Raw genomic sequence first — 13,271 nt, forward strand, 5'->3', positions numbered from 1 at the left:
GATGACCCACCGTATTCTGATCCTCGGCGGAACCTCCGAAGCCCGGCAACTGGCTGGAAAGCTCGCAGCGCGCGCCGATCTTTCGGTCACGCTGTCGCTGGCCGGCCGCACCGAGAGCCCTGTCGCGCAAGGCGTGCCTGTCCGCACGGGAGGGTTCGGCGGTGAGCACGGGCTGGCGGCGTATCTCAAGGAAGCCGGCACGGATCTGCTGATCGACGCCACGCATCCCTATGCGGCGCGCATCTCCGCCAATGCGGCGCAAGCGGCGCGGCGAGCCGACGTGCCGATCATGGCACTCAGGCGTCCCGGCTGGGAGCCTGTCGAGGGTGACCGCTGGACGCTGGTCGACGAAGTGGCTGGCGCGGTCGAGGCGCTCGGCCAGGCGCCGCGCCGTGTCTTCCTGGCGCTTGGCCGGCAAGAGGTCGGCGCCTTCGAGGCAACACCTCAACACCGCTACCTGATCCGCAGCGTCGATCCGGTGGAGCCGAGGCCGGCGGTGCCCGACGCAACCTATCTGCTGGCGCGCGGGCCGTTTCGGGAAGCCGACGAACGCGCGCTGCTTGTCGAGCACGGCATCGACGTTATCGTGTCCAAGAACAGCGGCGGCGAGGCGACCTACGGCAAGATCGCGGCGGCACGAGCGCTCGGCATCGAGGTGATCATGGTGCGCAGGCCGGCGCTGCCGGACGTTCCCTCGGCTGAAACCGTCGAAGCGCTCGCCGACATGGTCGATCATTTTCTCGAACCCGTCGCCGAGCGCGGCGTGTAGACCAGCGACGGCCGCTCGCCGCGGCGGATGATCCTGGTTTCCGGAGAGCCGATGATGATGCAGGTCGCCATGTCGGCCTTTTCCGCATCGGCGTCGGCCAGCAGAAAAACCTCGATGCGCTCGTCGGGCCGGCCGGCGGCGCGGCCGAAGATGACAGGCGTCGTGCCGGGCAGGATGGCGGCCAGGCATTCGAAGGCGCGGCCGAGCTGCCAGGGGCGCGCCTTGCTGATCGGGTTGTAGAGCGCGATGACGAAACCGGCGCCGGCCGCCGCCAGCAAACGCAGTTCGATCAATTCCCACGGCTTCAGATTGTCGGACAGCGAGATGGCGCAGAAATCATGGCCGAGCGGCGCGCCGATGCGGGCGGCAACGGCGAGCATGGCGGTGATGCCGGGCACGACGGCGACGTCGACAGCGCGCCATTCGGCAGGGCCGGCCTCGATCGCCTCGCAGACGGCCGCCGCCATGGCGAAAACGCCGGGATCGCCACCGGAAACGACGGCGACGTCATGGCCTTCGGCGGCCTTGATCAAAGCATCCTTGGAGCGGGCGAGCTCTTCGCGATTGTCGGAGGCGACGCGGGTCTGGTCCGGGCGCAGCTCGAGCCGGTCGAGATAGGGCTTGTAGCCGTAGAAGAACTTGGCTTCCGCCACGGCGCGGCTCGCCTCGGGCGTGACCTGGTCGGCATTGCCGGGCCCAAGGCCGATGACAGTCAGGCGGCCACTCATGGCTTGGCTCCCGACGCGCCGGGCCGGGCCGACCAACCGGCCACCAGCACGATGGCGAAGTAGGGGGCCTTGTCGTCCTGCTTGTCGGCCAGCCGCATCGAGACGCTGCCCGGCATGGTGCCGCGCTCGACATAGACGGCTTTCGTCAGCTTGCCCGTTGCCTGCAGCGCCCGCCTGATCTTGGGCAGGTTGCGGCCGACCTTCATGATGACCGCGGCATCGGTGTCGGCCAGGCGGCGCGTCAATTCGAACTCGCTCATCGTGCCCGGCAGCACGGTCAGCACGTCGTCGCCCTGGACGATCGGCAGGCCTGTCGCCGACCAGCAGCCGGACATGGCGGTGACGCCGGGAATGACCTCGGTCGAAAAGCGATGCGCCAGGCGGACATGCAGGTGCATATAGGAGCCGTAGAAGAGCGGGTCGCCTTCCGACAATACCGCGACCATCCTGCCGGCATCGAGATGTCCGGCGACCGCCTCGGCCGATTGCTCGTAGAATTCGGTGATCTGCGAGCGGTAGTCGTCGTGATCCTTGTCGATCTCGGTCGTGACGGGATAGAGCAGCGGCAGTTCCAGCATATCCGGCCGGAAGCGCGCCTCGACGATGGCGCGCGCATTGCTGTTGTTGCCGCGCTTGGCGAAATAGGCGACGACATCGGCTTCAGCCAATGCCCGTGCTGCCTTCAGCGTCAACAATTCGGGGTCGCCGGGACCGGTGCCGACGCCAACCAGACGGCCTTTTGCGAGCGCGTTCACAGGCCGGGCCTCGCCAATGCGTTGAGCGCGGCGGCGGTCATGGCGCTGCCGCCCAGCCTGCCGCGCACGATGGCGTAGGGCACGCCATAGGAATTCTCGGCCAGCGCATCCTTGGATTCGGCAGCGCCGACAAAACCGACCGGCATGCCGATGATCGCTGCCGGCTTCGGCGCGCCGTCGCGCAGTTTCTCCAGCAGATAGAACAGCGCAGTCGGCGCATTGCCGATGGCGACGACGGAACCGGCCATGCGCTCGCCCCAAAGATCGATGGCGGCGGCCGAGCGGGTATTGCCGATCTCCTTGGCAACCTCAGCGGTGCGCGGGTCGCGCAAAGTGCAGATCACCTCGTTGCCGGCCGGCAGCCGGGCGCGGGTGACGCCATGCGAGACCATCTCGGCATCGCAGAAGATCGGCGCGCCGGCCGAAAGTGCGGCGCGCGCGGCGGCGACGAAATCGCTGGAAAAGACAAAATGCTGAGCGGCCTCGACCTGGCCGCAGGCATGGATCATGCGGATGGCGACATCGGCCTCTGCCTCCGAGAAGCGCGACAGGTCGGCCTCGGCGCGGATGATGGCGAAGGAGCGCTCGTAGATCGCCGTGCCGTCGTGGATATAGTCGTAGGCGGCCATGCTCATTCCTGTCGGTAAGCTTCTGCGATGCCGGCCGCGCCAAGCCTTGCCAGGCAGGCAGCAGCGGTCTCGCCCCGAAGTCGTTCTTTGCGGATTGCCGCTGCAACGCCACTGACACCGCGCGCGGCGTCATAGCCCGGCCTGTATCCGGCAGGAAGAGCCTTTGCCGTCGCGTCCACGACAAGTCCGGCTCCGTTTTCGCCACCGACCAATGTCAGTGCTGCTTTGCCCGGATGTGCGCAGCCCTTGGCACAGCCGGAAATGTGCAGGGTCAGGGAGGCATCGAGGATGTCGGCGTTTTCGGCCGCGATGGTCTCGGCGATGTCGCGGGTGGCTATTTGGCCGGAGGCGCAGGCCGGCGTGCCGGGGCAAGCGGCGATGCGCGTGCGTGGGTCGGCGGGGGTTGTGACGAAGCCGAGGGTGGTGGCTGTGTGCTGGAGGGGCGGGCAGGCGGCTGGCGAGAGGCCGAGGAAAAGTATGGCGCGGCCGGGCGCCAGCCGGATTTCGGTAACGCCGAGGGTGAGGGCACGTTGGGCGAGATCGATGAGTTTTTCCGCTGGCATGCTGCCGAAGGGCAGGCCAATGCCGAGGGCGACGCTGGCTGCGGCCAAGTCGAAGATGCCGACGGGTGAGCGGGCCGAAGGTGTCTGAGGAAGGCGTTCCTTCGCGCCCCCCTCTGTCCTGCCGGACATCTCCCCCACAAGGGGGGAGATTGTACTCGCGCGGCCGGTTTCGCCAATCGCCGAAGTTGAAGCATGCGGTGAGAATGCAGAAAGCAAGCCGTCGGCGGAGCTGCCAATCTCCCCCCTTGTGGGGGAGATGTCCGGCAGGACAGAGGGGGGCGCGAAGGAATGCCAACTTGCGAGGGATCTGAGCTGTCTCTCCGACAAATCCCGTGCATGGGCTTCGCGACCCTTTTCGGCAATCATCCTTAGAGCGGCAACGGCGGTGTCACGGGCCGCATCGCCCTCGGCAACGGCAAGCGGCGTCGCGGTCTGCCCATCCCCCGCAACAGACACCTGCCAGCAAAGTCCCACGTTGGTCCGCACCGCGATCAGGCGCACATCGGCCGTCACCGCATCCATGGTCAACTGCCCGCCGCCGTCGACGATGACCGAAACCTTGGGGCCCAGCCGCTGCGCCAGCCCGGCTTGATCAACCGCTGCACGCACGCTCTCCGCCAACGGGCGCGGGTCGGCGACCTCTTGCGGGTCGAGCCCCGCCAGCGGTCCGGTCTCGACCGGTACACCGGTGCGCACGGCAATGCCCAGCGCGTGGACCTCTCCGGCCAGCCGCCGCGCGCTTTCAGCCGTCAACCCCCGTATCTGCAAACTGCCGCGCGCGGTGACTTCCATGATGCCGTTGCCGTGCCGCAATGCGGATTCGCCGAGTCCGATCAGCGACTTCGGCGAAAGTCCTCCAGCGAATGGATTGAGCCGCACCAGCAGCCCGTCGCCGGTCTGCATGGGCTTGCTGAGCGCAGGGCAGGCGCCACGGCGGGAGAAGGCGTTCATGCCGCCACCCCATGGGCTTCGGCGATCAGGGTGGCGAGATCGTCGTCGATGGAATTGCGCAGCGGATGCCACAGCCCGCGCCTCCGCGCTGATTGGAACCGCTCGGCGATGACTTTGGCTGCCGCCGGGTTCTCGCGCAGGATGAAGGCGCGGACATCTGGATCGCCAAGATAGGCGTCGTGCACCGCTTCGATCAGCGTGCCCGAAATGGCCTGGGTGGTTTCGGCAAAGCCGACCAGGCGGTCGACCGTTTCGGCGAATTCCGAGGCGCCGCGCGGACCATGGCGCATCTGCCCGGCGATGAAGCGCGGATTGACGGCGCGGGCGCGCACGACGCGCGACACAGCCTCGCCGACCGAACGCGGCTTCGGTTTCTGCGGATCCGTGGTGTCGAGCACGATGACGTCGGCGTTCCTGCCGAGGGCCGCAAGAGCTGCCGAAAAGCCGCCGATGAAGGCGACATCGGCTGAGCCTTCCAAAATGTCGCGGCCGGGGTCGTCGCCAGTGTGGACGAGGAGGTCGGCTTCGGCGATGCGGGTCTCGAAGGCGCCGGGCGCGGAGACCGCTTCGCCGTCGGCGCCGCCATAGGCATGCGAGGTGGCATTGAGATAGGCACGGCCGATTTCTTCGCGCGCGGCCCAGTAGCCGCTTGCCAAAAGATCCTCGACGCCGGCGCCGTAGGTGCCGGGCGAGGTGCCGAAGATGCGCGGGCTGATCTTGCCTTCGGTCCGGGTCCTGGCCGCCAGCGGGTTTTCCGAATCCTCCTCGTCGCGGGTGGCAACGGCATTCGCCGCGGCGTCGATCAGCGCGATCTGGGTCGGGAACATGTCGCGGAACAGGCCCGAAATGCGCCAGGTGACATCGACGCGCGGACGGCCGAGCGTGGCCGGCGGCAGCACTTCGATGCCTGTGACGCGGGCAGTCGCGGCATCCCATTGCGGCCGGCAGCCCATCAGCGCCAGGCCTTGCGCGATTTCTTCGCCGCCGGTGCGCAGCGACGCCGAGCCCCACAGGTCGATGACCAGAGAGCGCGGCCAGTCGCCATGCGATTGCATGTAGCTGCGCACCACTTCTTCCGCCGCAGCTTTGCCCAGATCAAAAGCGGTCGGCGTGGGCATGGTGCGCGGATCCGACGTGAACAGGTTGCGGCCGGTCGGAAGCACGTCGGAACGGCCGCGCGCGGGCGCGCCGGCCGGGCCGGCCTTGATGTGGCGGCCGTCGAGCGCCGCGAGAAGCGCCGACTTTTCGGCCTCGGCACTTTGGCGGCGCATGGCATCGGGCTCGTTGTCCGGTGCACGGCCGTAGATATGCAAGCCGTCCTTGATGGCGAAATCCTTGAGGTCGCAAAGCCAGGCGTCGATGCGGCGCAGCGCCTCGTCGGGCGCGTCGGTCCTGGCGACGCCGGCTTCTGAGGCGAGGCCGGTCTTTTGCGCGGTGTCGACGATCAGCTTCGCTAGCCGGTCGCGGCGGCGGCGGTCGAGCCCGTCGGCCTGGGCGTATTCGTCGACCAGTCGCTCAAGCTTGTGCTGGTTCTCGTCCAGTCCGGCGCCGGTCAGCGGTGGCGGCAGATGGCCAAGGGTGATGGCGGCAATGCGCCGCTTGGCCTGCGCCGCCTCGCCGGGGTTGGAGACAATGAAGGGATAGATGACGGGTAGCGCGCCGGTGACGATCTCGGGAAAGCAGGTATCGCTGAGCGCGACCGTCTTGCCGGGCAGCCATTCCAGCGTACCGTGGGCGCCGACATGGATGAGGGCATGGACGCCCAGCGATCTGCGCAGCCACAGGCCGAAGGCGATCAGCGCATGGCGCGGAGGTAGGGTTGGGTCGTGGTAGTCGGCGCGGCGGTCGGCTGACCGGCCGCGATCGGGGGCGAGGGCTACGGTGACGTTGCCGAAGGTGGCGGCGCGGAAGGGGAAGCGTTTGCTGTCCGCTACCGGCAAAGGTTGGCGTTCTGTCACGCCCCCCTCTGTCCTGCCGGACATCTCCCCCTCAAGGGGGGAGATTGGCAGCTCCGCTGACGGCGCCATCCTTGGAGCGCTGGCGATTAGCGAAGGCCGAGGTGAAGAAACAATCTCCCCCCTTGAGGGGGAGATGTCCGGCAGGACAGAGGGGGGTGCCTCGCGCAAACCTGTCTCTTCGGCCTTGCCCCATGCGGCTTCTACTGCGGAAATTGCCTCAACCGGCAGGTCTTTCGATAAGTCGAGATAGTCACCCAGCCGCAACCCACGATTGCTCCGCTCCAGCGCCTCCAGCAACCCACGCGGCGTTTGCGGAATCCCTTCAACAGCGTAGCCCTGTTCCCTGAGGTCATGCAGCATAGCGAGCACGCTGGACGGCACGTCGAGGCCGACGGCATAGCCGGTGCGGCCGGGGGCGCTTGGGTAGTCCGGGATCAGGATGGCAAGTTTGCGCTCTTCGCGCGGCGCGCGCTGCAGACGGAGGAAGGCTTCGACGCGCCTCGCCACCTGCGCGACGCGGTCTGGCTCGGGCCGGTTGGCGAAGGCGCGAAAGGCCAGTGCCGGATCGGTTTCGCTTTCGCCCTTGAAGGAGATGGTGCCGGCGAGGATGCGGCCGTCGAGTTCGGGCAGGACGACATGCATGGCAAGGTCGGCGGGCGCCAGGCCGCGCTGGTTTTTCTCCCAGACGTCGCGCCTGGTCGTGGCGACGATGACCTGGAAGACTGGCACGCCGGCGCGGTCGAACAGGGTTTCGATGCCGGGCTCCGAGCCGGAGGCGAAGGCTGTGGCGGTGACGATGGCAGCGGAGTTCAGGTTTGCCAGTGCATTCTCGACAAAGGCGAGTGAAACCGGGTCCTTGAGGCTCGAGACGAAGATCGGCACGGGAACCATGCCACGCTGGCGGAGCTCGTCAAAAAGAGCGTCGATGGGCGCGACATCGGCGGCAAGCAGCATCGAGCGGTAGAACAGGATGGGGATGACGGCGACGCGGACGTAGGTGTTGTCGACGTCGAGTTCCTTGACACCTCCCTTTGAGAGGTCTGGCCTCTCTACGACCCCAAGTCCCGGTCGATAGTAGCCGGCCTTCGGCACCGCAACCGGCTCGGCGACCGCCGCATCTGACCCAGCCAGCCGCGCCAGCCTCTGCACCAGCGCGCTCATATTCGCCGGCCCACCCTCGCGGAAATAGCCGAGCAAGGGGTCCAACTCCTCGCGCGGCAGTGTCGAGCCTTCGATCAGCCGCAGATCCTCGTCGTGGCTCTCGCCCGGCAACAGTGCCAGTTTGATGCCGCGTTCCCGCGCAATCGCGGCAAGCTGGTCGCAGCCATAGCGCCACCAGTCATAGCCGCCGAGGATGCGCACCAGGATCACCCTGGCATGTCGCGCCACGCTGTCGACCCAGAGGTCGACGGACATCGGATGGCGCAAATCGCGAAGTGCGGCGAGCCGCATCGACGGCAGTCGTGCCGCATCCGCCTTCCACGCCGCCGCCAGTCCGGAGAGATCGCTGTCGGTAAACGACAGCGCCACGATATCCGCCGGCGTCTGCCGCAGATCGACAGGCTCGGCGAGGTCGTCGAGCGAGGCGGATGTTGTGGTGAGGATGTGCATTGCGGTTCGGTTTTTTGCCTCAGCCGGCGAGAATACGCTCGATGGCCGGGCGGTTCAGCCCTTTCAGGCCGATGACGACGAGGCGCGAGCGGCGGTCGTCGTCGGCCGTCCAGGCACGGTCGTAATAGTGGTTGACGCGCGGGCCGACGGCCTGCAGCAAAAGCCGCATCGGCTTGCCGCCGACCTCGACGAAGCCTTTCACGCGCAATACGTTTTCCTCTTCGGCGGCGGTGGCGACACGCTTGGCCAGTTCGTCGGGGTTGGCGATCGAGGGAATGTCGACAATGAACGTGTCGAAGTCGTCATGCTCGTGGTCGAATGCGCCGTCATGATGGGATTTGCGGTTCTCGATGTCGTCTTCGACGGCAAGACCGAGGCCGAGCAGCACCGATGGGTCGACCTTGCCTTGCGACGTCGGCACGATCTTCACGGCGCGCGCGGAGTGTTCGTTGATGATCGCGTTGGCGCGGGCCGAGCCGGCGGCGTCCATCAAATCGCTCTTTGACAATATGATCAGGTCGGCGCAGGCGATCTGATCCTCGAACACCTCTTCGACCGGGTCGTCATGATCGAGCGTCTCATCCTGAGCGCGTTGCGCCTGCAGGGCGTCCATGTCGTTGGCGACGCGGCCTTCGGCCAGTGCCGGTCCATCGACAACGGCGATCACGCCATCGACCGTGACGCGACTTTTGACTGTCGGCCACTGGAAGGCCTGGACCAGCGGCTTGGGGAGAGCAAGGCCGGAGGTCTCGATCAGGATGTGGTCGACCTTCGGCGTCAGCGACAGGATCTGGTCCAGTGCAGGGACAAAATCGTCGGCGACGGTGCAGCAGATACAGCCATTGGCCAGCTCGACGATGTTTTCCTCCGGGCAGGTGTCGATGCCGCAGCCTTTCAAAATCTCGCCGTCGATGCCGATATCGCCGAACTCATTGACGATGATGGCCAGCCGCTTGCCGCCGGCGTTTTCCAGGAGATGGCGGATCAGCGTCGTCTTGCCGGCGCCGAGGAAGCCGGTGACGACGGTGCAGGGGACACGGGAGAGGTTGGTGGACGAATCTGGAGCGGTCATGGTCAGTCCTTCAGGATGTCGAGGGGAGGGATGCGGGCGACGAGGCCGCGCTTCAAGGAATCGGGGCGGCCGCGCCAGGGGATGAGGCCGTCGGTCGAGGTGGCGAAGAGCTTTGCGCCGGTGACGAGGTCGGCGCCGCTGGTCGTGGTCAAGTCGCCGAAGACGTAGCTCCAGCAGCCGTCGCGCAGGATCGCGGCGCTGAGGCGGCGCTTGCAATTGCCGAGGCACTCGACGGTGCGGATGCGGAGGTTTTCGCCCGAAGCGGCACGGCGCGCGTCTTGCGCCAGCAGTTCGCCGGCGCGGGGATGGGCGTCGGAGCCGGTTTCGTCGCGGCAGGAGGCGCAGACGATGATTGTGACGCCGGCCAGGGAATCGTCCCCGCCGGACGATATGTCCGCTGTCTCAGCCGGAAAACTGCTGTCGCGCTCCAAATCAGGCTCCTTGCCCGGAAAACCCGCCAGGCGATCGGATTCTTTATGTCACAGACGGCAGGTCTCCTGGCTCGCGGGTCATCGCCTCGGTGCCGCCTTCCCGGGAACATCCCAGTGGTTTTCGGCTGAGGCTCGTCGCTTACAGTTGCGGGGACAGCCGCGGATTTGAGATCTTCAGATCCCGCACCGCATTCCCTCTTGGCTCCTCCCTTTGCCGAGAGGAGACCGTCTGCAGCGGATTTAGGCTTGTAGGGACAGTCGTGTCAACGCGCGTCTACGACACGGCAATGTCGGCCAGCGCCGGACCCAGGTCGCCCGCGGGCGTCACCTCGATGCGCTCCAGGCCGAGCCAGCCTTGCATCTGCTTCAATTCCTCGAAGAGTTCTGCAGCGGTTTCTGGCGGTGCGCAGGCTTCGGCATAGGCGGCGTGGACGCGCAGCACGCTTGCGGGGCGGTCGGCCTTGAGGTCGACGCGCGCCACGATCCGGTCGCCGAGCAGGAATGGCAGGACGTAATAGCCGTACTGTCGCTTTTCGGCCGGCGTGTAGATCTCGATGCGGTAGCGGAAATCGAACAGTCTTTCCGCCCGCGCCCGTTCGAAGACGACCGGGTCGAACGGCGCCAGCAAGGCGCGCGCCTCGATCCGGCGCGGCAGACGGGCGTCCTTGTGCATGTAAGCCGGCTTGTCCCAACCCTCGACACGCACCGGCAGCAGCTCGCCCGTTTCGACCAATTCCTCGAGGCGGCCCTTCATGTCGGCTGGCGAGAGGCGAAAGTAGTCGCGCAGGTCGCCGGCGGTGGCGACGCCATGGGCGCGGGCGGACATGCGCAGCAATTCGCGGTGCGCATCCTCGGCAGCCGGCACCGGCAGGTCGAGGATCGCCTGCGGCAGGACGCGTTCGGGCAGGTCATAGAACCGTTCGAAGCCGCGCCGCGACGCCGTGGTGATGCGGCCGGCCCAGAACAGCCATTCGAAGGCGTGTTTGGCGTGGCTCCAGCCCCACCAGCCGCCCGAACCTTTCTGGCCTTCGAGCGCCGATGCTGCGATCGGGCCGCGATCGACGACCTCGCGATAGACCTCCTCGATATAGCCGGCGTGTTCGCGACCCCATTTGGCGAGCCCCAGATACATCTCGTCACCTTGCTCGGCGCGCTGCATGCGCCAGCGCATCAGCGGGTATGTCTCGACCGGCAGGAAGGAAGCCTCATGCGCCCAATATTCGAACACCGTGCGCTTGCGCGTGACGGCGGCATTGTCGAGCAAGGTAAGCGGGTAGGAACCAAGGCGCGAATAGAGCGGCATATAGTGGGCGCGCACCACCGCGCTGACGGAATCGATCTGCAGCAGGCCGGTACGGCCGAGCACGCGGGCCAGGTGGCGGCGGTCCGGTGTGCCGCCCGGCCTCGGGTCGGTAAATCCCTGTGCGGCGAGCGCGATGCGCCGGGCCAAGCCGAGCGAGATTTTTTCCTTCATAGAGACGTCGCCCTGATGCTGTTCAAGCCAAGCAAAAACCGATGATTCCGGGTCATGCTAGCAGGGTTTTGGCGGGATATATGTCAGGAGAGAAAAGTGGAGTAAAAAGTGAAGGAAATCAAACAGGAGCGGATCGGACCAGTTTTCCGGGATATGCCGTCCAGCACCGCGTTTTGAACAAGGTTTGACTTGCTTCGCCGAAAGCGCTGCGCTAACCCTCGCCGCGTTGCAGCATAGGCCACCTAAAACGGTTCAGCGGTTAATCTGTCACGCTTCCGCATTAAGGTTGGTTGCTGTAATCAAAGTGGATCGACCGCCAACGGAAAGCCGCAGCATGAACGCACTTTTGAGTTCGTACCTGCCCATAGTCCTCTTCATCGGCGTGGCGCTGGTCGTCGGCCTGGCGCTGATCATTGCGCCGTTCCTGGTGGCCTACCGCAACCCCGATCCGGAAAAGCTCTCCGCCTATGAGTGCGGCTTCAACTCCTTCGACGATGCCCGCATGAAGTTCGACATCCGCTTCTACCTGGTGTCGATCCTGTTCATCATCTTCGATCTGGAAGTGGCCTTCCTGTTTCCCTGGGCGGTGTCGTTCTCGAAGATCGGCATGCTCGGTTTCTGGTCGATGATGGTGTTTCTGGCGGTGCTGACCATCGGCTTTGCCTATGAATGGAAAAAAGGAGCGCTGGAATGGGATTGAACGACAGTTCCGGCACGCTCGTCGCACCGAAGCCCAAGGGCATCATCGACCCCAATACCGGTCGACCGGTCGGTTCCGACGACCCGTTCTTCCTCGAAATCAACAACGAGTTGGCCGACAAGGGTTTTCTCGTCACCTCGACCGAGGCGCTGATCACCTGGGCGCGCAGCGGTTCGCTGATGTTCATGACCTTCGGTCTGGCCTGTTGCGCCGTCGAGATGATCCATACCTCGATGCCGCGCTATGACAGCGAGCGCTTCGGCGTCGCGCCGCGCGCGTCGCCGCGCCAGTCCGACATCATGATCGTCGCCGGCACGCTGACCAACAAGATGGCGCCGGCGCTGCGCAAGGTCTACGACCAGATGCCGGAGCCGCGCTACGTCATCTCGATGGGCTCCTGCGCCAATGGCGGCGGCTACTACCACTATTCCTATTCGGTGGTGCGCGGTTGCGACCGCATCGTGCCGGTCGACATCTACGTGCCCGGCTGTCCGCCGAGCGCCGAAGCCCTGCTTTACGGCATTCTTCTGTTGCAGAAGAAGATCCGCCGCACCGGCACGATCGAACGGTGAACCCATGAGCCAGTCGTTGAACGAACTCTCGACCTATCTGGGCGAGAAGCTGATCGGCAGGGTCAACAACGCGGTGCTGGCCTATGGCGAGCTTACCGTCTCGGTCGAGCCAAGCGACCTGATCGAGGTGGCGACCTTCCTGCGCGACGATCAGCGCTGCCAGTTCATCTCGATCATCGACGTCTGCGGCGCCGACTATCCGTCGCGGCCGAAGCGCTTTGACGTCGTCTATCACCTTTTGTCGCCGAAGCAGAATGTGCGCATTCGGATCAAGGTTCAGGCCGACGAGGAAACGATGGTGCCGTCGCTCACCGCCGTTTATCCCGGCGCCGACTGGTTCGAGCGCGAGACATACGACCTCTATGGCGTGCTGTTTTCAGGCCATCCCGACCTGCGCCGGATCCTGACCGACTACGGTTTCGAGGGCCATCCGCTGCGCAAGGACTTTCCGCTGACCGGTTTCGTCGAGGTGCGCTACGACGACGAGGCCAAGCGGGTCATCTACGAGCCGGTGGAATTGAAACAGGAATTCAGAAACTTCGATTTTCTCTCGCCGTGGGAAGGGACGGATTACGTCCTGCCGGGCGATGAGAAGGCGAAACAGTGAGTAGGGAAGTAGTGAGTAGTCAGTAGTCAGTAGGGAAGGAATTGGAAAAAAGGATCGAATCTTATCGTGACCTGTTGGTGTGGCAATCGGCGATGGTGCTTGCCGAAAATTGCTATCGCCTCACCAAAGGTTTTCCGAAAGAGGAGATTTATGGAATGACCTCCCAAATGCGCCGCTCGGCGGTTTCGATCGCCGCCAACATCGCCGAAGGGTACGGTCGTGAGAATAGAGGTTCGTTCGTTCAGTTTCTGCGCATGGCGCAGGGGTCGCTGAAGGAACTGGAGACGCACATACTGCTGGCATGCCGGGTTGGTTTGCTGGAAAGAGACAATGAGACTGAACTGCTGCTGCGATGCGAAGAGATTGGAAAAATGATGCGATCTCTCATCAGAACGGTCCAGGCAAAGCAGGCGGAATAAGTAGGCATTGAGATTGATGATCACTACTCACT

General features: G+C 65.2%; 13 protein-coding genes and 1 riboswitch. Of the genes, 5 read left to right on the forward strand and 8 right to left on the reverse strand.

Annotated elements, in window-relative coordinates:
- The first annotated feature begins 1 nt into the window (after position 1).
- Positions 2-769 (forward strand): cobalt-precorrin-6A reductase, encoded by a 768-nt coding sequence (locus ACFX5Q_RS04375; RefSeq protein ID WP_404275674.1) that lies wholly within the window; start codon positions 2-4, stop codon positions 767-769.
- Here the strand turns inward: ACFX5Q_RS04375 and ACFX5Q_RS04380 are convergent.
- From ACFX5Q_RS04380 to ACFX5Q_RS04415, 8 genes are all read right to left on the reverse strand, one after another.
- Positions 733-1,497: a precorrin-3B C(17)-methyltransferase gene (locus ACFX5Q_RS04380; RefSeq protein ID WP_404275675.1), complete on the reverse strand. Its 765-nt coding sequence runs from the start codon at positions 1,495-1,497 to the stop codon at positions 733-735. The two genes, ACFX5Q_RS04375 and ACFX5Q_RS04380, sit on opposite strands and share 37 nt — an antisense overlap.
- Positions 1,494-2,252, reverse strand: a complete 759-nt coding sequence (locus tag ACFX5Q_RS04385) for a precorrin-2 C(20)-methyltransferase (protein ID WP_404275677.1) — start codon at positions 2,250-2,252, stop codon at positions 1,494-1,496. Before ACFX5Q_RS04385 ends, ACFX5Q_RS04380 begins: the two co-directional genes overlap by 4 nt.
- Positions 2,249-2,881 carry a precorrin-8X methylmutase gene (locus ACFX5Q_RS04390; protein WP_404275680.1) on the reverse strand — a complete coding sequence of 211 codons (633 nt, stop codon included), beginning with the start codon at positions 2,879-2,881 and terminating at the stop codon, positions 2,249-2,251. The genes ACFX5Q_RS04385 and ACFX5Q_RS04390 overlap by 4 nt, the downstream gene beginning before the upstream one ends.
- Positions 2,882-2,883: 2 nt before the next feature.
- The gene (gene cobG / locus ACFX5Q_RS04395; RefSeq protein WP_404275682.1) at positions 2,884-4,395 is read right to left on the reverse strand and encodes a precorrin-3B synthase; all 1,512 of its coding nucleotides are present in this window, start codon (positions 4,393-4,395) and stop codon (positions 2,884-2,886) included.
- The gene (locus tag ACFX5Q_RS04400) at positions 4,392-7,964 is read right to left on the reverse strand and encodes a cobaltochelatase subunit CobN (protein ID WP_404275684.1); all 3,573 of its coding nucleotides are present in this window, start codon (positions 7,962-7,964) and stop codon (positions 4,392-4,394) included. Before ACFX5Q_RS04400 ends, cobG begins: the two co-directional genes overlap by 4 nt.
- Before the next feature lie 19 nt (positions 7,965-7,983).
- Entirely contained in the window at positions 7,984-9,036 is a 1,053-nt protein-coding gene (gene cobW, locus ACFX5Q_RS04405) for a cobalamin biosynthesis protein CobW (RefSeq protein WP_404275686.1), read from the reverse strand.
- Positions 9,037-9,038: 2 nt separating this feature from the next.
- Entirely contained in the window at positions 9,039-9,467 is a 429-nt protein-coding gene (locus tag ACFX5Q_RS04410) for a DUF1636 family protein (protein ID WP_404275688.1), read from the reverse strand.
- A 38-nt stretch (positions 9,468-9,505) separates the two neighbouring features.
- Positions 9,506-9,712, reverse strand: a riboswitch (cobalamin riboswitch).
- Positions 9,713-9,741: 29 nt separating this feature from the next.
- Positions 9,742-10,941, reverse strand: coding sequence for a winged helix-turn-helix domain-containing protein (locus ACFX5Q_RS04415; protein WP_404275690.1), 1,200 nt, complete (start codon positions 10,939-10,941; stop codon positions 9,742-9,744).
- 334 nt (positions 10,942-11,275) lie between these two features.
- Between ACFX5Q_RS04415 and ACFX5Q_RS04420 the strand changes: the two genes are divergently transcribed.
- Genes ACFX5Q_RS04420 through ACFX5Q_RS04435 form a run of 4 tightly spaced genes read left to right on the forward strand, consistent with a single transcriptional unit; the run spans position 11,276 to position 13,239 of the window.
- Positions 11,276-11,641: an NADH-quinone oxidoreductase subunit A gene (locus tag ACFX5Q_RS04420; protein ID WP_006203254.1), complete on the forward strand. Its 366-nt coding sequence runs from the start codon at positions 11,276-11,278 to the stop codon at positions 11,639-11,641.
- Positions 11,632-12,213, forward strand: a complete 582-nt coding sequence (locus ACFX5Q_RS04425) for an NADH-quinone oxidoreductase subunit B family protein (RefSeq protein WP_006203252.1) — start codon at positions 11,632-11,634, stop codon at positions 12,211-12,213. The genes ACFX5Q_RS04420 and ACFX5Q_RS04425 overlap by 10 nt, the downstream gene beginning before the upstream one ends.
- 4 nt (positions 12,214-12,217) lie before the next feature.
- The gene (locus ACFX5Q_RS04430) at positions 12,218-12,820 is read left to right on the forward strand and encodes an NADH-quinone oxidoreductase subunit C (protein ID WP_404275693.1); all 603 of its coding nucleotides are present in this window, start codon (positions 12,218-12,220) and stop codon (positions 12,818-12,820) included.
- A gap of 41 nt (positions 12,821-12,861) precedes the next feature.
- On the forward strand, positions 12,862-13,239 hold the full coding sequence (locus tag ACFX5Q_RS04435) for a four helix bundle protein (protein ID WP_404275695.1): 378 nt from the start codon (positions 12,862-12,864) through the stop codon (positions 13,237-13,239).
- The last annotated feature ends 32 nt before the right edge of the window (positions 13,240-13,271 follow it).

Origin of the sequence: Mesorhizobium sp. IMUNJ 23033 (assembly GCF_044778005.1) — a bacterium.
In the GTDB taxonomy this organism is placed as follows: Bacteria; Pseudomonadota; Alphaproteobacteria; order Rhizobiales; family Rhizobiaceae; genus Mesorhizobium; species Mesorhizobium amorphae_A.

Coding starts and splice junctions, on each gene's coding strand:
- ACFX5Q_RS04375 (WP_404275674.1), top strand. CDS start 2: ATGACCCACCGTATTCTGATCCTCGGCGGAACCTCCGAAGCCCGGCAA.
- ACFX5Q_RS04380 (WP_404275675.1), bottom strand. CDS start 1,497: ATGAGTGGCCGCCTGACTGTCATCGGCCTTGGGCCCGGCAATGCCGAC.
- ACFX5Q_RS04390 (WP_404275680.1), bottom strand. CDS start 2,881: ATGGCCGCCTACGACTATATCCACGACGGCACGGCGATCTACGAGCGC.
- cobG (WP_404275682.1), bottom strand. CDS start 4,395: ATGAACGCCTTCTCCCGCCGTGGCGCCTGCCCTGCGCTCAGCAAGCCC.
- ACFX5Q_RS04400 (WP_404275684.1), bottom strand. CDS start 7,964: ATGCACATCCTCACCACAACATCCGCCTCGCTCGACGACCTCGCCGAG.
- cobW (WP_404275686.1), bottom strand. CDS start 9,036: ATGACCGCTCCAGATTCGTCCACCAACCTCTCCCGTGTCCCCTGCACC.
- ACFX5Q_RS04415 (WP_404275690.1), bottom strand. CDS start 10,941: ATGAAGGAAAAAATCTCGCTCGGCTTGGCCCGGCGCATCGCGCTCGCC.
- ACFX5Q_RS04420 (WP_006203254.1), top strand. CDS start 11,276: ATGAACGCACTTTTGAGTTCGTACCTGCCCATAGTCCTCTTCATCGGC.
- ACFX5Q_RS04425 (WP_006203252.1), top strand. CDS start 11,632: ATGGGATTGAACGACAGTTCCGGCACGCTCGTCGCACCGAAGCCCAAG.
- ACFX5Q_RS04430 (WP_404275693.1), top strand. CDS start 12,218: ATGAGCCAGTCGTTGAACGAACTCTCGACCTATCTGGGCGAGAAGCTG.